At 66.8% G+C, this 24,254-nt stretch carries 23 protein-coding genes and 3 pseudogenes; 4 read left to right on the top strand and 22 right to left on the bottom strand.

The window, feature by feature from the left end:
• Positions 1 to 28: 28 nt before the first annotated feature.
• The 3 genes from ACGFZW_RS17320 to ACGFZW_RS17310 form a co-directional block, all read right to left on the bottom strand.
• Entirely contained in the window at positions 29 to 1,237 is a 1,209-nt protein-coding gene (locus ACGFZW_RS17320) for an acyl-CoA dehydrogenase family protein (RefSeq protein ID WP_393893966.1), read from the bottom strand.
• 52 nt (positions 1,238 to 1,289) lie between these two features.
• Positions 1,290 to 1,679, bottom strand: coding sequence for a hypothetical protein (locus ACGFZW_RS17315; protein ID WP_393893965.1), 390 nt, complete (start codon positions 1,677 to 1,679; stop codon positions 1,290 to 1,292).
• 1,073 nt (positions 1,680 to 2,752) lie between these two features.
• Positions 2,753 to 2,995 carry a hypothetical protein gene (locus tag ACGFZW_RS17310; protein WP_393893964.1) on the bottom strand — a complete coding sequence of 81 codons (243 nt, stop codon included), beginning with the start codon at positions 2,993 to 2,995 and terminating at the stop codon, positions 2,753 to 2,755.
• A 339-nt stretch (positions 2,996 to 3,334) separates the two neighbouring features.
• Here ACGFZW_RS17310 and ACGFZW_RS17305 point away from each other — a divergent pair, with 339 nt between their 5' ends.
• Both ACGFZW_RS17305 and ACGFZW_RS17300 read left to right on the top strand, forming a co-directional pair.
• Complete coding sequence (locus ACGFZW_RS17305) at positions 3,335 to 4,375, top strand: vWA domain-containing protein (RefSeq protein WP_393893963.1); 1,041 nt, start codon at positions 3,335 to 3,337, stop codon at positions 4,373 to 4,375.
• 446 nt (positions 4,376 to 4,821) lie between these two features.
• A complete protein-coding gene (locus tag ACGFZW_RS17300) occupies positions 4,822 to 5,601 on the top strand; it encodes an alpha/beta fold hydrolase (protein WP_393893962.1) in 780 nt (259 codons plus the stop codon).
• Between the two features lie 542 nt (positions 5,602 to 6,143).
• Here the strand turns inward: ACGFZW_RS17300 and ACGFZW_RS17295 are convergent.
• From ACGFZW_RS17295 to ACGFZW_RS17230, 14 genes and pseudogenes are all read right to left on the bottom strand, one after another.
• Positions 6,144 to 7,676 carry a pyridoxal phosphate-dependent decarboxylase family protein gene (locus ACGFZW_RS17295; protein ID WP_393893961.1) on the bottom strand — a complete coding sequence of 511 codons (1,533 nt, stop codon included), beginning with the start codon at positions 7,674 to 7,676 and terminating at the stop codon, positions 6,144 to 6,146.
• Positions 7,677 to 7,733: 57 nt separating this feature from the next.
• Positions 7,734 to 8,648 (bottom strand): DMT family transporter, encoded by a 915-nt coding sequence (locus tag ACGFZW_RS17290; RefSeq protein WP_393893960.1) that lies wholly within the window; start codon positions 8,646 to 8,648, stop codon positions 7,734 to 7,736.
• A gap of 37 nt (positions 8,649 to 8,685) precedes the next feature.
• The gene (locus tag ACGFZW_RS17285) at positions 8,686 to 9,648 is read right to left on the bottom strand and encodes a quinone oxidoreductase family protein (protein ID WP_393893959.1); all 963 of its coding nucleotides are present in this window, start codon (positions 9,646 to 9,648) and stop codon (positions 8,686 to 8,688) included.
• A 7-nt stretch (positions 9,649 to 9,655) separates the two neighbouring features.
• Entirely contained in the window at positions 9,656 to 11,101 is a 1,446-nt protein-coding gene (locus ACGFZW_RS17280; protein ID WP_393893958.1) for a methylaspartate mutase, read from the bottom strand.
• Positions 11,098 to 11,556 (bottom strand): cobalamin-dependent protein, encoded by a 459-nt coding sequence (locus tag ACGFZW_RS17275; RefSeq protein ID WP_393893957.1) that lies wholly within the window; start codon positions 11,554 to 11,556, stop codon positions 11,098 to 11,100. The genes ACGFZW_RS17280 and ACGFZW_RS17275 overlap by 4 nt, the downstream gene beginning before the upstream one ends.
• 36 nt (positions 11,557 to 11,592) lie before the next feature.
• Positions 11,593 to 12,738, bottom strand: a complete 1,146-nt coding sequence (locus ACGFZW_RS17270; protein ID WP_393893956.1) for a fatty acid desaturase — start codon at positions 12,736 to 12,738, stop codon at positions 11,593 to 11,595.
• A 209-nt stretch (positions 12,739 to 12,947) separates the two neighbouring features.
• Complete coding sequence (locus tag ACGFZW_RS17265; protein ID WP_393893955.1) at positions 12,948 to 13,247, bottom strand: 2Fe-2S iron-sulfur cluster-binding protein; 300 nt, start codon at positions 13,245 to 13,247, stop codon at positions 12,948 to 12,950.
• Positions 13,248 to 13,386: 139 nt separating this feature from the next.
• Positions 13,387 to 14,394, bottom strand: coding sequence for an NAD(P)/FAD-dependent oxidoreductase (locus ACGFZW_RS17260; RefSeq protein ID WP_393893954.1), 1,008 nt, complete (start codon positions 14,392 to 14,394; stop codon positions 13,387 to 13,389).
• Position 14,395: 1 nt separating this feature from the next.
• Positions 14,396 to 14,788, bottom strand: coding sequence for a hypothetical protein (locus ACGFZW_RS17255; RefSeq protein ID WP_393893953.1), 393 nt, complete (start codon positions 14,786 to 14,788; stop codon positions 14,396 to 14,398).
• 170 nt (positions 14,789 to 14,958) lie between these two features.
• Complete coding sequence (locus ACGFZW_RS17250; RefSeq protein WP_393893952.1) at positions 14,959 to 15,552, bottom strand: TetR family transcriptional regulator; 594 nt, start codon at positions 15,550 to 15,552, stop codon at positions 14,959 to 14,961.
• A gap of 179 nt (positions 15,553 to 15,731) precedes the next feature.
• Positions 15,732 to 16,007: pseudogene (locus tag ACGFZW_RS17245) on the bottom strand (SDR family oxidoreductase); the annotation flags it as partial.
• Positions 16,008 to 16,161: 154 nt separating this feature from the next.
• A complete protein-coding gene (locus ACGFZW_RS17240; RefSeq protein WP_393894116.1) occupies positions 16,162 to 16,326 on the bottom strand; it encodes an SDR family NAD(P)-dependent oxidoreductase in 165 nt (54 codons plus the stop codon).
• A gap of 356 nt (positions 16,327 to 16,682) precedes the next feature.
• The gene (locus ACGFZW_RS17235; protein ID WP_393893951.1) at positions 16,683 to 17,351 is read right to left on the bottom strand and encodes a ScbR family autoregulator-binding transcription factor; all 669 of its coding nucleotides are present in this window, start codon (positions 17,349 to 17,351) and stop codon (positions 16,683 to 16,685) included.
• Between the two features lie 472 nt (positions 17,352 to 17,823).
• Positions 17,824 to 18,105 (bottom strand): hypothetical protein, encoded by a 282-nt coding sequence (locus tag ACGFZW_RS17230; protein WP_393893950.1) that lies wholly within the window; start codon positions 18,103 to 18,105, stop codon positions 17,824 to 17,826.
• 702 nt (positions 18,106 to 18,807) lie between these two features.
• On the opposite strand from ACGFZW_RS17230, the pseudogene ACGFZW_RS17225 reads away from it, so the two are divergent.
• Together ACGFZW_RS17225 and ACGFZW_RS17220 are read left to right on the top strand one after the other, a co-directional pair.
• Positions 18,808 to 18,912: pseudogene (locus tag ACGFZW_RS17225) on the top strand (ATP-binding protein); the annotation flags it as partial.
• Between the two features lie 140 nt (positions 18,913 to 19,052).
• Positions 19,053 to 20,441, top strand: coding sequence for a cytochrome P450 (locus ACGFZW_RS17220; RefSeq protein WP_393893949.1), 1,389 nt, complete (start codon positions 19,053 to 19,055; stop codon positions 20,439 to 20,441).
• A gap of 94 nt (positions 20,442 to 20,535) precedes the next feature.
• Here the strand turns inward: ACGFZW_RS17220 and ACGFZW_RS17215 are convergent, their stop codons facing one another.
• From ACGFZW_RS17215 to ACGFZW_RS17195, 5 genes and pseudogenes are all read right to left on the bottom strand, one after another.
• The gene (locus ACGFZW_RS17215) at positions 20,536 to 21,636 is read right to left on the bottom strand and encodes a hypothetical protein (RefSeq protein WP_393893948.1); all 1,101 of its coding nucleotides are present in this window, start codon (positions 21,634 to 21,636) and stop codon (positions 20,536 to 20,538) included.
• Positions 21,637 to 21,639: 3 nt separating this feature from the next.
• Complete coding sequence (locus tag ACGFZW_RS17210; RefSeq protein WP_393893947.1) at positions 21,640 to 22,545, bottom strand: SAM-dependent methyltransferase; 906 nt, start codon at positions 22,543 to 22,545, stop codon at positions 21,640 to 21,642.
• 299 nt (positions 22,546 to 22,844) lie between these two features.
• A pseudogene (locus ACGFZW_RS17205) lies at positions 22,845 to 23,432 on the bottom strand (transposase).
• A 120-nt stretch (positions 23,433 to 23,552) separates the two neighbouring features.
• Positions 23,553 to 23,969 carry a hypothetical protein gene (locus ACGFZW_RS17200; RefSeq protein WP_393893946.1) on the bottom strand — a complete coding sequence of 139 codons (417 nt, stop codon included), beginning with the start codon at positions 23,967 to 23,969 and terminating at the stop codon, positions 23,553 to 23,555.
• Positions 23,970 to 24,251, bottom strand: coding sequence for a hypothetical protein (locus ACGFZW_RS17195; RefSeq protein WP_393893945.1), 282 nt, complete (start codon positions 24,249 to 24,251; stop codon positions 23,970 to 23,972). It lies immediately after the preceding gene.
• Positions 24,252 to 24,254 lie beyond the last annotated feature (3 nt).

Raw genomic sequence — 24,254 nt, 5'->3', positions numbered from 1 at the left:
GTTCGTGCACGTCCCGCCCCAAGGAAGATCAGAAATCGTCTTCCTCATAAAGCGCTTCGGTGATGGCAAGAGCGAGGACCTCAGGGGTTCCTTCGTAGATGCGGGCTCCGAACGATTCACGGACGTACTTCTCCATGCCGTACTCGCGCAGGTAGCCGCGGGCACCCATCAAGGACATGGCTTCCTGCGTGACCTCTATGGAAATCTGGTCGGCGAACAGCTTCGCGGTGGCCGGCTGCATCACAGGCGCGGGGATCGCCGTGTCCGCAGCCTGTGCCGCCTGCAGGTACATCAACCGCGATGCTTCGATCTTCGACTTCATCTCGGCGAGCTTCCGAGCGGTGAACTGGTGCTTGTACAGCGGAACTCCGCCCTGGATTCGGTCGGCGCACCACTGCTTGGCGATATCGAACGCGCCTCGCGCCACGCCGGTGGACAGGGCCGCGACGGTGGCGCGAGCCATGTTCATCTGCTGAATGTTGATGTAAACGCCGTTGCCCTCGCCGCCGACCATATTCTCCGCGGGCACACGCACATTCTCGAAGACGAGCTCGCTTCCGAGGCAAGCTCGGTAGCCCATCTTGTCCGCCACCGGACCGCGGGTCACACCGGGCGCATCCAGCAGGACGATGAACGCAGTCATCCCGGTGGCGCCGTCGTGGCCCTCGATGTTCGCGTAGATCGATCCGAACTCGGCCACCTTCGCGTTGGTGATGAACCTCTTCCGGCCGTTGAGGATGTAGCTGTCGCCATCGCGACGGGCGGTCATGACGTCCCGGGCGTGGACGGCGTTGTCGGGGATCAGCAGGCCGCAGCCGGCCTCGTCCTCCGTGATGCCGTTGCACGCAAGGACTGGGTCGTCACCCGCGAAAAGCGGCAGGAAACGCGACTGAAGGTGCTGGTCCGCCGACAGAAGAACGGGGGCCTGTCCCAGGAGAGTGGCGCCGAATACCAGGGCCGTCCCCGCGCACACGGCGGCGATCTCCTCCAACGCGACAGCGACACCGAGGACGCCGAGACCCAGACCCCCGTACTCCTTCGGCACGATCAGCCGCATCAGGCCCGCCTGGTGGCCCTTCCGAATCAGTTCCCAGTCGAATTCGGCTGCGTCAGCCCGGTCGTTCGCGGCAACCCGCGGCCGGACCTCCTTGTCGACGAAATCGCGTACCTGCAGGCGAAACTCCTGGATCTCCTCGGGCTCGGTCATGAAGTCGGCAGGCTCAACAACAATGCTCATGGCATTCTCTTTCGCTTGGTAGACCTTGATGGTTGGGGTGCTGGCCCATACCTCAAGCGGGGAGGCCCTCGCTCTTGGCGATCTCCGGATAGCGGTCGAACGCCGGGCGCAGGAGGGGAACGAACTCCAGAACCTTCGCGACGTTTCCCTTGATGCGAACCTTGCCGGTGGCGATGGCCACGGGCATCAGAAGATTCCCGAGCCACAGGCTGTGAGCGCTGTCGCTGCTCATCTTGATGCGGATGGCCGCCGGCCGGGCCGGGGCACCGTTCTGCACACCGTCGGGGGTGATGTAGAGCTCCACGTCCGGCTTCGTCTGGATCAGATGCACAGTGATCTCAGCGTCACGCATGCGTCGAGTGAACGTTTCGTCTTTCAAGAGGATCTCGAACAGGTTGGTGAAGACCCTGTTCGCTTTTTCAACGGACTCGAAAACAGCCATGAGTGCACTCCTTGAGGTTGATCGTGCGTGGAGCGGGCCCGATTTCACCGCGGTACGGGGCACCGACGCCCGATGAAGAGCAGGGACAGAGTCAGGACGATGACATGCATGCGTCAAATCTCTGCAAAGTGAGAACCCAGGGGTCTTGCGTGCGCATCAGCGACCCGGGCTCCATGGCTCAAGCGCCCGTGAAGCGCGGCAGAGCCCAGCAACATGCGCAGGCAAAGGTGCGCCTCAGCACATGAGTTGGCATTGGTGCGTCGCGACGCATGCAACTGGCGTGGTGCGCCTCAGTGCATGCGTCCGGCCAGGTCCGTCTTGGCGCATACGTCCGGCGTGGTGCGCCTCAGTGCATGCGTCTGGCGTGGCGCGTCTTGACGCATGCGACTGGCTTGGTGCGTGTCATCCCCGTGCTCCCCGTTTACATCACACCGACCCCGGGGCTCTTTCACTATGCCCTACGCATACCCGAGTTTGTTCCCCGACTCCGGGTCGGTGCGTTTCGATCTTGCCCGCTGCTCACAGCCCGCGTCAAGTGCAAGCCGCTCTGTAACGGTCCCGTCGACTCGATACCGCGCCAGGAACGACTACTTCCGGGGTTTCGCGGCAGCGAGCGCCGCAGGACCGCCGCCGGATCGACGGGAGACGCCGAGGACCCATCGCAGCGAGCTGCCGGGGACGAAGCGGAGCCGGCGCACGCAACGTTGGCGTGCGGCGCGGCAAAGCCATGGGATTGCGGGCAACGACCAGAAGACGTATGTCGGTTGGTCGTTGCTCCTGGACGTCGAGGTGTGGCGACGGACCCGTTGCCCGGGTCGGTGGGTGCGGCACGAGCGCGCAGGCTTCGTGTCCCTCCCTCACCGAGTGGGGACGCGCCAGGGCCAGTTCGTTGTCACTACCGCGCCGTACACGGTGGGCCAAGGGGCACACTCCACCTCGCCGCCGTGCGGCAGTTCCACGTTGGCCGCTCTGGCCGACGACAACGCTCAGGTGTCCGGGATGCGATGAGCTCGGGCGGTCGCCCTTGCAGGCGTGGCGCCCAGATGGTGCGCTGGGCGTTGCCGGTGGAGAGGTCAGCCCTTGCGGGTGCCGCCGATGCGGGGCTTTGCGGGGGTGTCGGCGCGCTGCACCTTGTCCGTCGCCTTGGACACCGCGCCCACGACCGCGTCCAGCGTCACGGTGGGCTTGCGCACCACGCTCTTGGTGACGGTTCTGGAGTCCACGAGCGGCTTGTCCCGGTTGTCCAGGCTGTTTGCGAGGGCGGGAGAGGTGAGGGAGAGGGCGGCTGCGCCGGCGGTCAGGACGAGAGTCGTCATCTTCTTGATCCCGCGCTGAACAACGACGGACCGAGGCTTGGGGTACCCCCGCTTGCGGTCCACGTCGGCTCTGTAGGCCGGGGGCGCCGATCGCAGTCCGGCGACGTCCCACCGTTCGGCCCGACGACGCCGGGTAGCGCGGGTGTGGCGCCTCTTGCTTGCGGGTGGTTCAGAGGCTGCGGTGATGAAGTCGTGGGTGGCGCGGGGGCGGACGGCCTGGGTGGTGGCGGGGGCGACGCCGGCTCACGGTCCTGCGCCCGTCCCGGGCTTCAAAGTCGATTGTCAGTGGTGGGTGGAAGGATGAGTGCATCACGTCGGAACGAACAAGGGGGAGCAGTTATGTCCGGAAGTCAGAACTACATCAATCACGTTGCTCTTGTGCTGGATGCCAGTTCGTCCATGTCACACCTGAGCCGTAAGGTCGTCGACGTCGCCGATCAGCAGATCGCCTATCTGGCCCGCCGATCCAAGGAACTGGACCAGGAAACCCGCGTGACCGTCTACGTCTTCGCGGACAAGGTTCAGTGCGTCATCTATGACAAGGACGTGCTGCGAATGCCGTCCTTGAAGCAGATGTACCGCACCGGTGGAATGACCGCTCTGCTGGCGGCGACTCTCAAGTCACAGCGGGAGCTGGCACAGACCGCTCAACTCTACGGCGACCACAGCTTCCTGACGTTCGTACTGACCGACGGACAGGAAAACGCAAGCCACCGTTGCCCGGACGCCCCTGCCGGCGACCCGCGTGAACTGGTGCAGGCCGTGGCCAAGTTGATCGCGACGCAGGAGGACAACTGGACACTGGCGGTTCTTGTGCCGGACCAGATGGGCAAGCGCGAGGCCATGCAGTGCGGCTTCCCGAAGGACAACATCGCCATCTGGGACGCCACCAGCACACAGGGACTGGAAGAGGCCGGGCAGGTCATCCGGCAGGCGACCGAAAACTTCATGATGGGTCGCGCCCAAGGTATCCGCGGATCACGGACGGTATTCTCCACGGGCGCTGACGCCGTCAACAAGGACACCATAAAGGCAGCCGGCCTCACCCCGGTGAAACCGTCCCAGTACCAGCTGATTCCCGTGGCCCGCGATGCGGCAATCCGGGACTGGGTCACCGAATGCGGGCACACCTACCGCACCGGCTGCGCGTTCTATCAGCTGAGCAAGTCGGAAAAGATCCAGGCGAAGAAGCAGATCGCGGTCCTGGAGAAGAAAACGGACCGGGTGTATTCCGGTCCCGAGGCGCGAGCCCTGCTCGGCCTGCCCGATACCGAGACGCGCGTCAAGCCCGACCACAACGACGACTTCACCATCTTTGTCCAAAGCACCAGCGTGAACCGGAAGCTCGTTCCGCACACGCGGCTGCTGCTGATGATCTGACACCTGAGCAGCCCCGCCGGCCGAGCCGGCGGGGCTGCCTTCGAGCTGACGCCGCGGCCTGCGCCGACGGCGATGCCAAGGTGGGACGAGCGTGCTGCGGGCAGTGCCTCGCACTCACGCAGACCGTAACCACCCACCGAGAACGGTCTGCTGCGTATCCGCGGTCAGCTCGTGCAGCGGGATGTTGCGGGCGGGGCAGCCTCAGGCCACCAGTTCCACCAGGGGCAATTGACCAGGAACATGCCAGGGCCCATGAGGCTCCTGGAGAACTAGACCGCGCCCTCGCTCACCGCCTTGCCGGGGGGGACGGCTCTGACGAGGTGGGGAGCGAAGCTCGTGTCCCCTCCCCCATACCGGTTGCCAGGTTCACGCGAGGATCTGAAGTGGAGCCAGGTGCCGGCAGCTACTCTCGTCCCTCTATCGATCCGATTGCAGGGGGCCGTGCTGTGCGTAACGCCGTCGTGACGACCGAGGGTGACCAGATCCGCTGGGTCGAGCTGCCGGGGCAGGAACCGTCCCGCGTCTACGTCCACGGTCTGGGCGCCTCGTCGCCTGCCTACTTCGCCGAGATAGCGGTCCACCCGCTGCTGGCCGGCCACCGGTCGCTGCTGATCGACCTGCTGGGCCACGGCATCAGCGACCGCCCAACGGACTTCGACTACACCCTGGAAGCCCACGCCGATGCACTGGCTGAGGCGCTGACCACCGCAGAGGTCACCGGTGCAGAGCTGATCGCGCACAGCATGGGCGGCTCGGTCGCCATCGTCCTGGCCGTCCGGCACCCGCACCTGGTTTCCCGTCTGGTGCTGGTCGATGCCAACCTCGACCCGATCCCGCGCACGCCCGGTTCGAGTGGCAGCAGCGGCATCGCCGCATACTCCGAGCAGGACTTCCTGACCGACGGATGGGAAGAGGTCCGCGACCGGGTCGGCCCCCACTGGTGGTCCACCATGCGGCTGGCCGGCCGCGAGGCCCTCCACCGCAGCGCCGTCAACCTCACCCGTGGCACCGTCCCCACCATGCGCGAACTCCTGCTGAACCTGACCATCCCCCGTACCTTCCTGCTGCCCGAGGACGACGGCCCGCTCCCCGGCACCGACGCGCTTGTCCAGGCGGGGACAGCCGTGATCCCCATCCCGAACTGCGGGCACAACATCATGCTCGACAACCCGGATGGCTTCGCCCGTGCCACCGCAGCGGCCTTGACCACAAACGGGCAGAACTGACCAAGCTGCTAAGGGAGTTGACCTGCCGAGGATGCAGCGGAATCCACGCACAGCCAACCACGCGGCAGCTCACGCACGTCACAACCCACAGCCCACCCGAGACACGCACCGTAGTCAGTACCACGCCGCCGCGGCGAAGGCAGCAACTACAGCGGCCGCGAGCACCGTGAACGCCAGGACATGCACGGGCAGTCCGGCCTTGATGGCTGACGCGACCCCCTCGATGCCCAGGGCGGGGAGAGGGAAAGCACCCGCAGCGCGCCGACACACGCACGACGGGCCTCCAGCCGGCGACGACAGGACACGGGCCACAGCGGTGGCGGCCGACCAGCCCCCCACCCAGCAGCCCCGGGTCCTGGACCCCGGACACAACACAAGCAGTAAGGACATCGCGGTGATCGCGGCCCCTAGGGACCTCGACCACGGTCTCGTAGTCCGGAATGGGCATTTGAGCCCGGGTCGGGGTCAGTCAGCGCTCGGCCCTGGACAACGTACGTGCCGCCGCCCATCGGGTGTCGGTGAGCCCGCGGCGAAGGCGTTGGTCAACGCGCCTCCGTCCTCATGCCCTCCTTCACCTCCTCGGCCGTGGCCACGACGTCGTCCAGCAAGGTGTCGATGTCGCCGGTCGTGGTTGCCGGGTTGAGGAAGACGAGCTTCAGGTACACCTGAGGCTCCCCGTTCGGGCGTCGTACCTTCGTGCGGGCCAGGAGCGCCCGTCCGTCGGCCATCAGACGCCTGCGAACCTGGGCGTTCCAGGCGCTCTCGTCCTCGATGGCCTCATCCGTCCGGCAACGGAAGATCACCGTGCTGAGCACCGGTTCGGCGAGCAGTTCGAGGTCGGGGGCGTGAGCGATGCGGGAGGCTGCGTACCGGGCCTGGTCATGGCAGGCGTCGACCCAGTCACCCATCCCCTTCCGGCCGAGGGCCAGCAGGGAGGCAGCGATCTTGAACGCGTCGGAGCGGCGGGTGGTCTGCAGCGAGGTCCCCAGGAGTGCGGTGTATCCCTCGGCTTCGTCGTCCTGCGGGTTGAGGTAGACGGCTTCCTGGGCGAGCGGGCCCATCCGGTCTTGGTCGCGTACCAGGAGAATGCTGGAGGAGGCCGGGGTCCAACCGAACTTGTGCAGGTCGAAGGCGACGGAGTCCGCCTCGGCCAGACCGTCGAAGAGGGGGGCGAGACGGGGTGAGAACAGGGCACCGATCCCGTACGCCGCGTCGACGTGGAGCCAGATCGCCCGTTCCGTGGTGAGGGCGGCGAGTTCCGGTAGCGGGTCGAAGGACCCGTGGTCGGTGGTACCTGCGGTTGCCACCAGGGCGATCGGGACTTCGTCCGGGGCGAGCCCGTCGAGCAGTCGACGGGCCTCGTCCGGGATCATCCGGCCCCGGTTGTCCACCGGCACCGTCACCACCGCGTCGCGTCCCAGTCCGAGGAAGCCCGCGGCGCGCGCGATGGAGAAGTGCGCCGCAGCCGAGCAGAGGATCCGTGGCTTCAGCGCCCGGCCGGCGAGTCCTGACTGTGAGACGTCACCCCCGGTCCGGCCAAGGGCGTGGTCACGGCTGAGCAGCAGTCCCATGAGGTTGGAGATGCTGCCGCCGGGGGTCAGGGTTCCTGAGGCCCCTTCGCCGTAGCCGACCCAGCCGGCCATCTCCCTGATGAGCCGGCGTTCCAGTTCGAGGGCGAAGGGGCCGCTCTCCCATGCATGGAGTGACTGGTTGAGAACTGCGGCAAGGAGTTCGGCGGCTGCGGCAGCGGGTGTGGGCGCGCACTGCATACGTGCGAGAGCGGCGGGGTGCGTGAGATCGGCTGCCCAGGCTGCGTACGCCTCGAACAGCTCCGTCACCCGCTCCGGGCCTGGTTCACGTGTCATGAAACCGTCGCTGCGGACGATGTCCCGCACTGCGGCGATCGCCGCGTCGGGGCCGCCGGCCGCAACCGGGCCGCCGCGCTTGACCGCTGCCCCGGAGACCGCTTCCAAGGCGGCGTCCACCAGTGTGCGCAGTTGCTTGAGGCCTTCGGGGGTGCCGGCCAGGGCGATGTGCTGACCTGCGTCGGCCTGGATGCGGTTCGTGTCGTTCATTGATCACAGCTTTCTGTCGGTTCGGGGAGGAGCGGGCGCGGGAGCACAGGTGGTGGTTCAGGAGGCGGCGCGGGTGCTGCGTATGACCCCGATCGACGCGACAACCACGGACGCGAGTCCCAGTACCTGGCCGAGGGACAGCGTTTCGCCCAGCACGGTGAGAGCGACGAGCGCGCCGATCGCCGGCTCCAGGCTCAGCAGCACGCCGAAGACCAGCGCCGACACCCGGCGCAGCGTCTCCATCTCGCAGGTGTACGGAACGAGGGAGGACAGCATCGCGACGCCGAAGCCGAAGAGCAGCACCCACGGGTGGGTCAGGGCCGCGCCGCCCTCGGCAAGTCCGAACGGGAGGGCGCATATCGTGCCGAAGAGCATGGCCAGGGCCAGCCCGCTGCCGCCCGGAATCAGCGCTCCGACCCGTGCGGACATGGGGACATACGCTCCCCAGAACACGGCGCAGACCACAGCGATCAGCAATCCCGTCAGGCCCGAGGCGCCGCCCTGCCAGCCGAGGAGGGCGATGCCCCCGCCGGCGAGCAGGGTCCACAGCCGGTCGCGTGTCCGCCGGCTGGACAGGGCAGCGGCCATGAGCGGTCCTGCCATGCCGATGGTGAGCGCCACACCGACCGGCATGCGGGCCATGGACATGTAGAAGCAGATGTTCATGCCTGCGATGGTGATCCCGAGTCCCGCGACCGTGAAGGCGGTCCGCCGTTCCAAACGGAACGACGGCCGCCACCACACCAGCAGCACAGCGGCGGCGAAGCCGAGGCGGAGCACCGTCATGACGGCGGGGCCCACCGTGCCGAACATCTGCTTGGCGAAGGCCGCACCCAGTTGGGTGCTGACCATCCCGATCAGCATGAGGACGGGGGCGGGAATGACGGGAAGTCCTCTGGAGCCCGCCCCAGCGATGCTCTTGGTGCTGACAACCTCGGCGGATTCGATGTCGATTCCCGCTTGCACGCTCATATTCAGCCTTCCTCTTCCGTCCTGTTGGGCCGGGGTGTCACGGCGTCAGCAGCACTTTGCCTGCGGTGCCCCGGCCCTCCAGCAGGTCATGCGCCCGCGCGGCCTCGACCAGCGGCAGTTCCGCCTGCACCTTCGGCCGTAGAACGCCTTCGGCGACATGTCCGAACAGTTCCGCCGCGGCGGCGCGCAGGGACATCGGGTCGGGCACGTGGTCGGCAAGGGAAGGCCGGGTCAGGGTCACGGAGCCCGCGGTGCGCAGCCGTTCGACGTCGATCGCGCCCACCGGACCGCTGGAGAGTCCGCAGACCACCAGGTGGCCCCGGCGACGCAGTGAGCTCAGGCTCCGGTCGAAGGTGTCGGCGCCCACGGAGTCGTAGACGACGTGGGCTCCTTCGGCCCCGGTGATCTCCCGGACCCGTTCGTCGAATCGGTCGTACGGCAGGACGTGGTGGGCGCCGGCTTCCCGCGCGATCTGCTGCTTTTCCTCGGTGGACGCCACAGCGATCACGGTCGCCTTGCGATGCGCGGCCAGCTGCACCAGCAACTGGCCGAGGCCGCCGGCGGCGGCCAGGACCACTACGGTCTCGCCGGTAGCGATCGGGTGCGTGGTGTGGGTGAGGTAGTGGGCCGCGAGACCCTGCAGCAACACCGCGGCGGCGTCATTGAGGTGGATGCCGTCGGGGACGGGTACGAGCTTGCCGGCAGGTACAGCGGTGAACTCGGCATAGGCGCCGAGCTGGGTGGCGTAGGCCACCTGGTCGCCCACGGCGAAGCCCCCAACGCCCTCGCCCACTGCTTCGACGGTGCCCGCCGCTTCCTGGCCCGGGGTGAACGGGTACGTCGTGGGATAGGTGCCGTCCCGGAAGTAGACGTCGATGAAGTTGAGGCCGATCGCAGCGTTGCGCACCACGACCTCACCGGCCGCGGGCGTGGGCACGGAGAGTTCGGTCGGTGAAAGGCTCGCGGAGCCGCCCGGCTGACTCACCTGGATTGCGCGCATGGGTACCTCACTTGGTAGCGGGACCGTCGGAGGTGACGGCTGTTTCGTCCGATTCCTGGAAAACGGTGCGGAAGTAGTTGATGTCGCCGGTGAGTCCGGCCAGCAGGGATCCGAGGCCCGCCTCGACGTCAGGTCTGGCCTTGAGGAGCTTGTCGTTGCGGTTGCGGTTGGCCGTGGAGAACGGCAGGGAACCCGTGGAGAGGTAGCGGATAGCTCCCTCCGCGTCACGCCGCGGGATGATGTCCGAGCGTGCGTAGCGGCTCGCGCTGAACGGGATGTCCAGCGTGCCCTGGTCGAAGGCGTCGACTGCCGCCTCGATCAAATTCGTCCGCTCGAGAAGCGTATCGACGAGGTCGCCGACCTCCGAGAGGATCAGCTCCATCTCAGTGGCTATGCGCGTCTCTTCGGCGGTGAGGAAGCCCAGCAGGGGGGAGTTCGCGCGATCCGCCAGCCTGAGGCCCTCCACGTTGGCCCGGGTGTCGGGAATTCCGTACGCCTCTTGGTAGGTCTTGGTGATGAGCTTGGACGCACCACCGAGGCGGGCCACCAGCGCGCCGTAGAAGATGAGGTCCTCGGCGTTGCCGCGCTGTCGGGGGAAGACGCCCATGAACTCGTGGAGGACGGCGTGCACTTGGGTGCCGGTGGGCAAGTAGCGCTCCGCGAGGGCGGGGATGCAACGCAGTGCCGCGACGTCCTGGGCGAGGTGTCCGCCCTGCGGATAGGCGATGGAGATGCAGCGCACCCCCGCGCGTGCGGCCAGTACCGCCTCGATGACGCTGATGGCCAGACTGATGGATGGCGGAACGAGGACGGCGGTGAGGGTACCGAACAGCTCCCGGTCGACGATGACACCGTGGTCGGCGAGCTCACCGCAGCGGCGGTCGACGTCCTGCCAGGCGCCGAGTGACTCGGCGAGCGGCACAGCCTTGGAGTACGGCAGGTTGTACGAGATCCCGCCGCCCTCGAACGAGGTGATTCCGGAGGCGACGGAGACGTCGAAGAGCCTTCTGGCATCCGGTGACCCGTGCCTGATCTCCAGCGGTGCGGTGACCGACTCGTTCAACTCCCGGCCGCGCTGCCAGCCGTGGGCGACGAGGGGGTAGCCATTGAGATCGGCGGGGTGGCGGTTGAGGGTGCGCAGCGCTTCCTCGAACCGCTTGAGCCGGGTGTGTGAGTCGATGGTGAGGGTGAGGATGTCGGGGTGGGCGTCGGCCTCGAGGGTGGTCAGCAGGTTCATCATCTCGAGGTGTCCGCCGACGCCGCATCGAGGTTGGATGGCTACCCGGCCCGAGTCCCGGCAGGCCTGGAGGACTTCGGCGGCGGTGGACTTGCCGAGCCCGGTGATGTAGGCAGCGGACTCCGCAAGGGTGGGCAGGCTGGTTGCGGTGTGCCCCGGAGGGCTCTTCCCGGCCGGAGTACCGAGAAGAGCCAGGGGCTTGTGTGTCCTGGTCATGACGCCGTACGCAGGGGTGCTGTGTGGTCCCGGGCGACGCGCAGTTCATCGAGGAGAGCCGGGAGATCGGCCGGGTCGGCCAGGATGTGATCGACGCCGAGGGCATAGAGGCGCTCGTGCGCGGATGCGTCCTTGCGACTGCCCACGGAGAGGTTGCCACCGACGACGACCGGGCAGGCGATCCGTCCGGAACTCTTGGCGTCGGCGAGACCGCGCAGGTCCTCATGAATGTGGCCGTTGAGGCTTCCGATGATGACGGCTTCGGCGTCCGGGTGTTCGCCGCACGCGACGGCGAACTCCTCGACGGGGGTGCAGGTGCCGAGGTTGACCACGTCGAAGCCGGTGGCGCGCAGTGAGTAAGCGATCAAGTGGTTGGCCACGGCGTGGCTGTCGCTGGCGGCGACACCGAGGATCACGGTTCGGGATGGGGATGCTGTTGCTTGCTGGCTTTGCATTGACCTGTTTCCTTGTCCCGCGTGGGTCGTCAGTCGTCAGTCGTCGAAGGCCGCGAACAGTTCGCGCTTGCTGACCGTCTTCAGACGGTCGATGTCGTACTCCTGGGCGTCAGCGCGGGAGAGCGAGTCGAAAACGTGGCTGATGGCGGGGACGAGTCCCCAGACCTCGTGGTAGGGGGGCCAGCCGCTGTGGCCGGCGTCGATGTCCTGCTGGCGTGCGAAAATGTAATTCGCCCAGTTCTGGGCCGCCGGGTAGCGGTGGTGGTAGTCGTGCACCACGGTGTCGCCGGTGAGGACGAGGTAGCGCGACGGCGCGTGCAGGAACGCAAGTCGCAGCGTCCAGCGCGCCCAGGCTGCCACGCGGCGCCCGAACGGAAGGCCGGCGGAGGGGGCCGGATCGCCGATGAAGATGGCGTTGGTCAGGCTGGAGAAGTATTCGCGGCCGTGGCGGACTTCCACACCCGGCTCCGGGAACGTGTGCTTCACGCACAGCCTCAGTGTGTTGCTCATCTGGAACAGCGGGACCAGCGGCACGAACCAGATCACCAACAGGGCCGGCCAGGTGCCGGAGAGCACGGTGGCGGTGATGGCAAGGCCGTACAGGGCGAGTGCGGAGACCTTCTCACTGCGAGCCGACTCGCTCCAGAAGGACCGCGAGCGGGAGACCGCGAAGGCGAAGTGGAAGCGCGGGGAAACGAGTTTGCCGAGCACCCTGCGCCACATCTGGCGGCGCGTCATACCCGGCCGCAGTTCCAAACTGACCAGGAACGCCTGAACCGTGGGGTCCTTGAGCGTCATGTGCCCGGCTGCGTGGTGGTCCTTTACATGCTCACGGCTGTAGCGCTGGAAGTTCTGGATGACGAGCAGGCTGGAGATGCCGTGCCCGATGATGCGGTCGAGCTTTCGCTGTCGATACATATTCCGGTGCGAGCACTGGTGATAGACCATCATCCGCATGTTGCGCATGCCGTGCAGAGTGATCGCCCACCCCGGTATCAGCAGCAGCAGAAAGCCGCCGCCCAGTATGTAACCGAGGGTGCTGACCAGGACCCCCGCGACCATGGAGGAGAGCGCCGTCGTCAGGTGCAGGGTGGGGGTCCAGCTCAAGGCTGCCTGGCCGGGCAGGGCCTTACCTGTGAAGAGCGTCAATGGGTACTGCAGCGGCTTCGGCAGGAAAGCCATGGACTCACGGGGGTCGGGTGGGGGCACCGTGAGTGCAGCGGAACTCCGGATTTCGGAGGTGGTCACCGACACAAGAACTCCTATCAGTTCTGAGGATCTCTGTTCTTCGTTCGGTTCAGCAGGAGAGGGGGGTGACGAGCCCCGGTTCATGACGATCCGGCGCCATCACGCGACGAATCCGCGGCCGGGGGCCGGAAGTTGGACTTTGTTTACTCTTCCTCCGCGATGCGGATGGTGGCAGCGCTCATCAAGCGGGACTGGCAGGCCAGGCGATACTGTTTGTCCGTCCGGCCGAGGTCCTCAAGAAAGTCGACTTCGTCGCCATCCATGTCGCCCAGCGAGTCGAAGCCGTCGAGCACTTCGATCACACAGGCCCCGCACGCCCCTGACTGGCAGCCGAACGGAATGACGCGCTGCGAGGTCTGGTTTTCGAGATCGGTCAGAGGCGAGCCCTCCGGCAGGAGGACTTCCAGGCCGTGCGGCATCAGGGTCAGTTTCTTGAGGTCCATTGCTGCGTGACTCCCTGGGGGCATGTTGGATTTCCCATCTGTGCCGGGGACGGGTTCGTATCTCCGGAGGTGTCGGGCTTCGCAGTGGGGCGCAGGGAAGCTCCGTACAAGGCGGTCGTACGGGAAGGTGTGAGGTGGTCTAGGCGGCGGCCGTCAGCGGCTGTTCGGATGTCGCAACGGCGTCGGATGAGTGGCCGGGCGCCAGACGCTCGCCGGGCCTCAGTGCGACGGCGGCGTGGTTGACGGCGGTGGCGGCTTCACCGAAACCGACAGAGATCAGGGGCACCCGGCCGGGGTAGGTGCACCCGTCGCCTGCCGCATAGACCCGGGGCAGACTGGTCTGCATGGTCGCGTCGACCTTGACCTGTCGGTAGTTCAGTTCGACGCCCCAGTCGGCAATGGGGCCGAGGTTCGACGAGAAGCCGAGCGCGGTGATCAGGCAGCCGGCAGGCAGCGTCAGCAGCTCGCCACCGGTCCCGATCTCGACCGCTTCGAGCCACGGTTCCCCAAGGCAGCGCTTGATCTGGGCGTCTGTGATCACGCGCACCGGCGAGGCGTACAGCTGTCGCACGCTGTGCGCGTGCGCGCGGAACGTGGCTCGCCGGTGCACGAGGGTGACGGAGCGGGCGATGGGGGCCAGGGCAAGCGCCCAGTCCACCGCGCTGTCGCCGCCGCCGGCGATCACCACGTCCCGGTCTCGGTGGTCTTCGAGGCGTGGCACGTGGTAGATGACCCCGCGGCTCTCGTGATCGACGGCAGCAGGCAGCTTGCGTGGCACGAACCTGCCCAGGCCCGCCGCGATGAGCACGGCACCGGCCTGCACGCGAGTGCCACGATCCGTCTCCACCATCCACCCCGCACTGGTGCGGGTCAGGGTGTTCGCCGTCTGCCCGAGTAGGTACCGCGGTTCGAACGGCGCCGCCTGGCGTATCAGGTTGTCGACAAGGTCACGCCCCTTGATCGCCGGGTGCGCGGCAACGTCGTAGAGCAGCTTCTCCGGATACATCGCGGCGACCTGCCCGCCGGCGTGTGGCAGCGTGTCCAGGACGGCAGTGCTCAGGCCCCGGAAGCCGGCGTAATAGGCGGCGTAGAGCCCACTGGGTCCGGCACCCACGATGGCGAGGTCGACCTCGTCTGGTGATGGCATGTCAGTTTCCTTTGCACTGATGGGCGTTGGTGCCCCCGCGTGCCTCGCGCACGCTCAGCACCTCATGACGGAAGGAGTTGACCGGAGCCGGCACGTTGCTCTCGACGCCGAGCAGCGCCATCGAGCGGGTGGGGGCCTGGAGTGCCCGTGCGATGTGCCAGGCCTTCAGGTCGGTCAGCCTGTCGTCGACGCTGCCGAACTGTGCGCTGTCGCCCATCGCCCGCAATGCGGTGACGCGGACGCCCCCTGCCCGACTCTCGGTGGCCGGCCCGGCCCTGCGGACGGCTTCGAGGTGGGCGCCCCCTGGCCTGAAGTGCACGTCTCCGCCTGCGGGTGCCAGGCGGCGGCTGAGACGGCTGCCGATGACGCCCGCACTCCCGACTGCGACTCTCATGGCCCTTCCCCCGTTTCCGTTCAACTGAGCCGGTGCCGCGCGTCCGTGCACCTCCGGCCACGCAGAAGCCACGTGCCGTGATCAACCGCGACCTCCTCAAAGAGTAGAGAACGTTCGCTCTTTTTTCTAGGGTTTTCGAACGACGTGGCACCCAGCAGCGGCAAACGCTCTCACTGCGGCATCGCGACCCCGCGCAGCACCACCTCCCACATGCGCTCGACCTGCGCCGCCGCCCCGAGGGACGGCACCTCGCACGCCCCCGACCCGGCGCGCACGAAAACCTCCGCGCCGATCACAAGGTGCATCACCAGCGCGCCCATGACCTGAAGGTCGACACCCGATCTCAGCTCATCGCGCCGTTGCGCCTCGACCAGCAGGTGCCGCACCTGGGGCAGCCACGCCCCCCACCAGCCGTCCTCGCTCGGACAGTCCCGGGCAAGGCGGGCCGCGGACCGTACGACCACCTCCGTCTCCAGCAAGTGAGCCAGCCCGACGGTGAGGCGGATCAAGGCGGGCAGCGCGGAGCTGGGGGCGAGCCCTACCTGCTCGAGCCGGTGGAGCGTGATCGTGCGGGCATCGGCCCGCACCGCGTCGGCCAGTTCGCGCTTGGAGCTGAAATGAAAGGTCAGAGCCCCCATGGACATCTGGGCGGACTTGCAGATCTTGGCCAGCGTGGCCCCTTCGTAACCGTTCTCGTACATCTCGGCGGCGGCGGCCAGCACCAGTCGACGACGGGTCCGGACGGACCTCTCCTGAATGACCATGGGTCACCTCCAACAGGTGGAGGTATCAGAATAGAAGCAATCGTTCGCTTTTTTTCAGGGGGCTGTCCCATGTTCCTCAGATGACCGGGCCCACCGGATGCGACGAGAGCGACGCAGAGACCGCCCCTCATGGCGCCATCACATCTCCGGCCGTTCGGCCAGAGTTCCCTTCGGTGGCCTCAGGCAGCAGCCTTACCGCCGTCGACCGGCATCGTGGCGTCGGTCGCGAAGCGGGACCGGTCAGTACAAAGCCAGGCCGCAGCCTGGGCCATCCCATCCGGTGAGGACATACGCCGACGCAGTGTGTGCGCCACAGAGCGCTCCTCCCGTCGAGGGGACTCACTCGGCACGTTGTCCAGCATCTGGGTCCGCGTGCTGCCCACAGCCAGCGCATTGGCCCGGATCCCGTGGGGGCTGCACTCCTCGGTGGCGGTCCGGCTCGAACCGAACACTGCATGTTTGGCGGTGAGTTACGCGGCGGGGCGCTGGAGGCCCACACGCCGGCAACGCTGGAGGTGTTCACCACGACCCGCCGCCGGCATCGCCGGAACCTGGCGGTGAAGGCAGCTTCAGACAGCCCGACAGCTCGCTTCACGCCCTCGGACGACGTCACGCCCTCTCTACCGCGACCGCCTGGCGGCCTGCCGCACGGACCTCCGCCACGACATGCACGAGGCGCTCCTCACGCCGCACCCTCAGGACCACCGCAGGCCCCTCCTCAGCGAACAACCGGGCCACGGCCGCGCCGATGTCGCTGGATGCACCGATGATCATGGCCACTTGCAGCTCGACGATTCAGTCCCCGGGACGTCGCCGACAGCCGCTTCCCGATCCATCACGCGCAGCAACTTCTCGCCGATGGTGTGCCGCCGGAGCAGACTGTCCGCAGCCCTGACGCACGCAGTCGCTCAAGAAGTTCGACAGCTTCATCGTTGAGCTTCACCGGGTGGGTTTTCCGGGCATTGCGCGCTGCCCTCGAAGTGCAGGTCCAGCGCGCGGCCGGGGCTGTCCGGCTGCGACGGTGTACGCGTGCCCCCTGCTGACCAGGGACTGGTAAAAGAGGGCACTGAATGTGTCGTCGAGCAGGACGACATCGACGTTGACCGCCGTCAGGCGCAGCCGACTGGCTGTCAGCCAACGGCGCCATGCGGGTCGTTCGTGCGAGCGGTGGCTTCCGCGATCGGTCCAACACGTGAAGGGTTCACCGCGGTGCGGGCAACCACAGTCGGCACGGCAACACCCGGAAGCAAGAGTCGCCACATGCGCACCACGCGGTCCGGAAGGTCCGTCCGGCCGCTTTCCGCCGCCGCGTACATCTGCATGCCCGTACAGGATTCGACGACCAACTCGGCGAGCTCCCCCGGCTCGACGCCGGCCTGCAACTCGCCTTTTTGCTGGGCGACCCGCAGGCATTCCTCCATGACCTGACTCCACTCCTGGTAGGGGGTGGAGTCACGTACCCCGAAGGTGTCCTGCTCGCTCGTGAGCCGGACGCCCGCCCGAAGCAGCGGGTCCGTCTGCAGCTGGTATGCCCAGGTCAGCGTGATGTCGACCAGCCGTTGGATCCCATCCGATTCGAGCAACGGGACAATCGCGTTGGGCTGGGCGTTCATCACGGCTTGCGCCAGGCCCTCCTTGGAGCCGAAGTGAAAGTACAGAGCTCCCGTCGTGACCTCGGCACGCTTCAGGATCCGACTGATGCTGGCTCCGGCGAAGCCGTACTCATCGAACACCTCCGCCGCAGCGCGGATGATGGCTTCGCGCGTCTGAATTGCCCGTTCTTGCCTGGGACGCCCCATCGCGCACCCTCCTTCGCATTAATGAAACGTTCTTTATGTTACTGCGCGAAGTGAGAGCTTACAGCCCGTACCGCTCAGGAAGATTTGGGGCAAATGATCCATTACAGCCACGAGTTACCCGCTTCCAGCCTCTACTCCTGGGTAGACGCCGACCGCGCCGGCACCCAACCTCCCCAAAAACAAAATGATCGTTCTTTAAGTTGCAGCCCATCAACGCGGTGAGTCGCCTGCACTCGGCAAACTGACGTCAATCAAAGCGGCCACCGCTACTACGTCCAGGATCCAGCCGATGCCGGGTCGGCCCGACACCCGGGGCGGCGGCCCCGGGCTGATCCGGCTGCCTCCCGAGACGCCGAGCAAGCACCCGGCAACCCACCTTGCCCCGGGCCTGTTCGAGATCCACCCGAGCTACGAGGACGTCACCAAGACCCGTCCTGCATGGTCCAGGACATCGCGAACTCCACATGAGCTGTCACCAGCCCGGGCCCCCACGATCAACGATCTCCAGGAGGAGCAACTCTCGGTCTTGGCCGGCGGCGCCGCCCTCGGGGATGAAGGTGAAGCTTGCGGCAAAACGTCTGTCACCGTGGCGGACCGCCAGGAGCAGTGTCTGCTCATGAAGCGGTGGCCAGGAAGGTTCCGCGCCGGGGTCGGTGTCGCTCCAGAGATGGAAGAACACCAGCACACAGGCAGGGGCATCGGTGAGGTAGCCAAGTGTCTTTCCCCAGGAGAGGTCGGCATTGCCGATCAGCACCGAGGGCGGGCCGAAGGCCGCGACGACGACAGCCCCACACCCGGTCGTCCGTGGCCCAGGAATTGACCCTCCGAAAGGCATCTGTCACCCCCGTCGGCGGCCACTCTCCGCGCTCGCCCGGAGCGCACTTCCCCTCCCCCATGCCCCTCGCCGTCACTCGACGAAGAGGAAAGGCCCAACGCCGACCGGATGCCGACCTCTTCACCCCACGCCAGTCTCACGCATCCCCGAGCGCACACCTGGCCCTCGGGCAGCGGAGGTTGAGACTCAGGTTCAGCGGCTGCCGTGGGAAGGGAGAGGGTCGGTGACCACCACGATCTCGCCTACTCGGTGGTGACCGCATCGAGGGGTGGTGGCCGGCGCGGAGTGCCCCACGGTCAGGTACGAGGCGACCGGTGCGGCGGCATTGAGCACCCGGGCTTGGCGCCTGCACGCGAGTCGAACTGATTATGCTACTTACGGTGCAGTGTGTTGCGACGGTTACCGCAGGTGACTTCTGCGGCAGGGACTTCCGTCAGCACTGCATGTCCGGTGTCGTCCTAGGAGTTTCGACGTTTTGAGGGTGCTGGTGGTTCGAAACGGATCGTCAGCTGGGGCTCGCCTTCTGCCTCGGCTTTGGTATGGATACTGCCCGCCGCTGTGACGGCCGCGCCGGCTGTCGCTGCTGTAGTGCTGATTTTCGCCGCTGCGGGGAGCTCTTGGCCTGCCCTGGTGCGTTTCATCGACTGCGATGCACTTCTGCGCTCCTCCAGCCGTGACGTGCTGATGACCCTGATGCGGCATCTGCACGTCTGTGCCGTGACTTAACAGCCCTGGGCAGGACCGCACGCTGCTCTTAGGTAAGGCGTCATTCGATCGGAGTCCTCAAGGTGTCGCGTTCCCCATCGAACAGTTCGACTGACATGTCCGGTGCAGCCGGGACCGTTCTGAGTGAATTAGGAGCTTTCGTGAGCACAACCCCTACCCCGCCTCCGGGATGCCCGGCGCACGGTTCCAGTCCCGGCGGCCTGCGCAGGCTTTACGGTCTCGAGGCCGAAGCCGACCCGATGGGCCTGTATGAGAAGCTGCGCGCCGAACACGGCCCGGTGGCCCCCGTCCTCGTCCACGGGGACCTCCCGGCTTGGCTGGTGCTGGGGCACGCGGAGAACCTCCACGTCGCCCATAATCCCTCGCTGTTCTCCCGTGACTCCCGCCTCTGGGGCGACATGAAGGAGGGCAACGTCCCGCCGGACCACCCGCTCACGCCGGTCGCCGCCTGGCAGCCCGTGTGCAATTTCGTCGACGGGGGTGACCACAAGCGGCTGCGCGGAGCGGTGACCACCGCCACCGGCCGCTTCGACCGCCGGGGGATCCGCCACCATGTGAGCCGCCAGGCCCATGCGCTCATCGATCGGTTTGAAGGGGTCGGCCAGGCCGACCTTGTGAGTGACTTCGCTACGTATCTGCCGATGCTCGTCATGACGCGTCTTGTTGGGATGCCGGAGTCATACGGGCCCAAGCTGGTTGAGGCCGCCCGCGACATGCTTCAGGGCACGGACACGGCAGTCGCCAGCAACAGCTACATCACCGTGGCGCTGGAGCAGCTCGTGGAGCGCAAACGGACCACCCCCGGCCATGATCTGGCGACGTTCCTGATCGAGGACCCCGCGAGACTCACCGATGCCGAGATCATCGAGCACTTGCGGCTGGTCTTGATCGGCGCGTTCGAGAAGACCGCAAACCTGATCGCCAACACACTGCGTCTGGTGCTGACCGACAACCGCTTCCGTAACAGCCTCTCCGGCGGTCACATGACGCTGCCTGACGCCCTGGACCAGATTCTCTGGGACGAGCCGCCGCTCACCACCATCCTCGGCCGCTGGGCAACCAGCGACACCGACCTGGCGGGGTATCGCATCAAGGCCGGTGACATGCTGCTGCTCGGCCTGGCGGCCGGCAATGTCGACCCGGCAATCCGGCCCGATCTTGCCATCCCCCTCCATGGCAACCGCTCGCACCTCGCCTTCGGCGGAGGGCCTCATGACTGCCCAGGTCAGGATATCGGTCGCGCCATCGCGGACACTGGAATCGAGATTCTGCTGGCACGCCTTCCCGACCTCACGTTGTCCTGTTCTGAAGGGGATCTGCGCTGGACGTCCTCGCTGATGTCACGTCATTTGACGGCGCTGCCGGTGGAATTCACGGCACGGTCGACCGCCAAGAGCAGCCCGAGGAAGGGCGCGTCGCTGCCACCCCAGCGCCGCGCCGAGCCGGACTCGGAGGCCGTGCCGACGGGAGTCGAGGGGGCGAGGGAGGGCAAGCCCACGTCCTTCTTCTCCCGCCTGTTGCGCGGCTGACGGCGCGTGCCACCACTGTCGGCAGGCTCGCTTTGCCGCGCACCCGCCCTGTCAGGGGGCGGGTGCGCGGGGGCGACTGGCCGGTGTGCCGCGGTCAGCCTTCGAGTTGCTCCCACCACCAGGCGATGGAGCTGATGGGCAGGGGCTCTGTGGTGGGATCTGATGGGGTGTCCCGCCACGTGATGCCGTACGTCGCCCCCTTTACCGGGAGTTCATTGCGGTTTCGAGGACTTGCGTAGCGGGGGGCCAGGTTCTGCCAGGCGATGCTGCCGGCGATGTAGCGCTCCAGCGAATCGAGATAGCGTCGCAACGGCTCATCCGCCTTGCGCGCGAGCTGTGCGCGCAGCCGGACGAACAGCGTCATCACACGGTCCCGTATGGCCACCGAAGCCTGGATCGCCTCCCCCGGGGAGCAGTCGTGAGTCTGAGCCACGACATTGATGAGGTTCTGCTCCCACGGGTCCTGGTGGTCCTCCTTGTTGTACGAAAAGAGGTCGTTGTCGCAGCTCACGATGAAGCCGGCGGCATCGGTGAGGGCCTGCACCGGTGCCGAGTACAGCACGTCGGCCGGGACGTCGATGCCGTTGGCGGCGTCGCACCAGGTGAGGGTGAACCGGGTGCCGTTGACGGACATCCGCATCGCGGCGAAGTCGTTGAGGGTCGGCATCGTGCCGCGTTCGGCATTGGCGGTCTGCCAGGTGGCGCCGAACAGCCAGTCCCGTGTCCCCTCGGTGAAGCGCCGCAGCTGGAACGGGGTCAGCATGGCGCGTGTGCGGGCCACGAGATCGTCGAGCGCGGTGGTGAGCGGGTCGGGCCCCAGGAGCGTGGAGCCGGGCGCTTCGAGTGAGCGGATCAGTCGGGCCGCGTGATCGACGATGCCCGAGGTCCGGGTGCCGACGGACCCTGAATCGTGCCAGTCGTCGACGGCGTTCGCCCAGTAGTTCCACTCGATGAACAGCAGCAGCGGTTCCACGGCGCCGTCGGGAATGATGCGGCAGCTGAAGTCGGCGCTGTGGGTGGCCAGGCCCCAGGCGCGCTCGGTCTCGTCCGGGTAGAGGCCGAAGGCGTCGATCCAGTTGATGGCGCGCTTCTCAAGCTCGTCCGCCTTCGGATGGAGGAGGCCCGCGTTGAACGGGCAGTAGAAAGGCGGCAGCCGCCACCCGATGCGTGAGGGCCGGGTAGTCGTATCAGCCATGGCTCAGCGGCCCCCGAGGCGGAAGAGGAGCAGCCGCGTCTCGATCGCGTGATCGCGCCAGATGCGGAACAGCTTCCCATGGGTGAGCGCCGATTCCGTCAGCCGGTCGCGCGCTATCGGGGACGGCGAGCCGCTGCGCTCCGCCTGCTCCAGCTCCGCCGTGCTCCAGGCCATGCTCTGTACCCAGAACTCGGCGACGCCATCGGTGATGTCCTCGTCCTCTTCGAGCTCGAAGCCCGCCGCACGGGCGGCGGCGATGTACTCGCTCAGCGTCCCCAGTCGGGTCTTGTAATAGCCGTCGATGAACTCGGTCCACTCCGGGCGGCACACGAAGTGCTCTTGGATGCCGAACCAGCCACCGGGCTTGAGGGCCTTGGCGACCACGGCGAAGAGCCGCTCACGGTCCATGTATCCGGAGCTCTCGATCGCGACGGCGGCGTCGTACAGCCGCTCGTCCTGGAGGTCGTGCAGGTCCCCGAGGGCTGGGGTCACCAAATCGGCTACTCCCGCCTGCCGTACGAATTCAGTCATGACGGGTATGTGGTCGGCGGTCACCGTCAGTCCGGTGACCGCGGCACCGTACTCCTGGGCCCAGTAGATGGAACCACCACCCAGGCCACACCCGATGTCGAGCATGGACGCGGGCGGATTTTCGGGCACCCTCCACAGTGCGGCCGCATGGTCGAGCACGGCCTCCTGGGAGTCGACAATGCGCTGTCGGATAACGCGCTGGCCTACGGTGGTGTTAGGAGCGGCGCCGGCGCCGAAAAGCCCCATGTGGAAGTGAACTCTGGGCCCCGGCCCGTACTTGTGGAGGATGTCGGAGGTCTTCCTCGTGTAGTACAGCGGCACCTGAGCCGGCTCGAACGCTGAGCCGACGGCAGCCTCAATGACAAGGTCATGCTCCATTGATCTTCTCCGGTCGTGAAAGCAGCCGACACGCCGTGGTCTGTGGCTGTCGGCCTGAAGGCGGTTCGTGCACAGGGCGGCTAGTGCCGGGATGCGCGGATGGCACATAACCGGACCCACACCGGCACGGAACTGCGGCGCCTGCCCCCTTCAACTCGGGGACGAGACGTGGCAATTCGCAGCACGGCCTGTGGCACTGCATACCTCCTGAGTCGAAACCGGACGTCAACGAACAGGCCATGCCCATATTTGATCACTTGGAACCCTGTCGAGAGGCAAAGTGGCCACACTTGTATGTGTTAGACCGTTTCCTGCACGGTCAGTTCGAGGAGTCGCTTGTAGCAGCAGAGTGCGGCTGCCAGTCCGAGACAGGCCAGGTAGTTGCCTGGTTCCCGCTCATTAGCGGTGGTCGAGTCGGCGATGGCCGGCTCAGCGAGGACATGGTCGCCCGATGCCCCACCTTCGACGGCCGAGTCGTTCGCTGGAGTAGGTGCCTTTGCGGGCGATGCGCGGGGCTCGGACCTGCAAGTTCACCCCTTTTCTTGGCGCGGACGTGGGCGGAGACGAGGACCGCCCGGGAGAGGCCGACGAGGTCGCGTTCGTCCAGCAGTTGGTAAACCTTCTGATGCCGCCGGCCCCAGAGCCTCGCACGGGACCGGATAACAAAACGGCGATGCACGGTCGACTTCGACGCCCCGAAACACGGTGGCAGCGCTCGCCAGGCGCGGCCGCTGACGAGTACATAGATGATTGCGGGGAACACCGCCTCACTCATCGCTGTTCGCGACTCCACCGCCCTGCGGCCGCACCCGAGCCGGCGGCAACAACGGCCTGGCAAGGTCCCACAGCCCATCCGGAACGATCCATTCCCAACGCCCGCTCCCCATGCCCAGCACAACAGCCAACTGGCCATGCAGGACGCGGCCCAAGGACTGCCTGACGGCGGGCATGCAGGCTCGGCGTTCCCCGTGCCTCCACTGCGCTGTTCCGGCATCCGGCCGAAGACCTCAAGCTCGGGCTGCCGCGGCGGCGGTGATCCAGTTCCTGAACTCGACGGCGTAGTGCCGCAGATGGTGCTCCTGGACGTCCTGCGAGCACGTGGTGGGCACGTAGACCGTCAGGTGTGCGGTGAAACCGTCCGCGGTGTCACCGAACTGGGTCAGCGCACGCCCGACGACGGTGCCGTCGACCAGGAAGAGGTTGGAGGACATCTTGTGCGGAAACGCGGGCTCCGGGAGGAGTTCGTCCGCGTCCGCGGCCCAGTCCATCGCATCCGTTCCCCAGCCGCCCATGTAGAAGGAGCAGACGTGGGGGCCGATGTTCTCCACCACGTTGAACGAACCGTCGACCCCGGGGGCCATCACGTAGTGCTCAGGGTGTGCCGCGAGGAGTGCGCTCTCGTCGCCGGCGAAGGCTTTGTCCATCTAGGCCAGGAAGGCGCCTGACGTGAGACCGCGCGTCGCGAGCACTGTCGTCCCTGCCTTGAAGCTGCCGTCGGAGGCGAGCGCGCTCTCACGCAGGAAGGCGTTGCCCTTCTCGATGTCCGGGGCGAGGAGGTCGAGCAGGCCCTGGCGTCCCAGCCGAGCCCTGAAGCGGTCCAGGGCTCGGCGGGCGTGGAACAGCTCGAAGTCGTCGATGCTCCCAGCTCCGGTGGGCCCTGATTCGAGGGTCACGGTCACGGGCGGGGAGGTCTGGTTGTCGGTCATGGT

It is taken from the genome of Streptomyces sp. NPDC048248 (genome assembly GCF_043201875.1).
Taxonomy (GTDB): domain Bacteria; phylum Actinomycetota; class Actinomycetes; order Streptomycetales; family Streptomycetaceae; genus Streptomyces.
The sequence above is the reverse complement of the archived record's forward strand: the minus strand, read 5'-3'. Positions and strand labels throughout refer to the sequence as shown.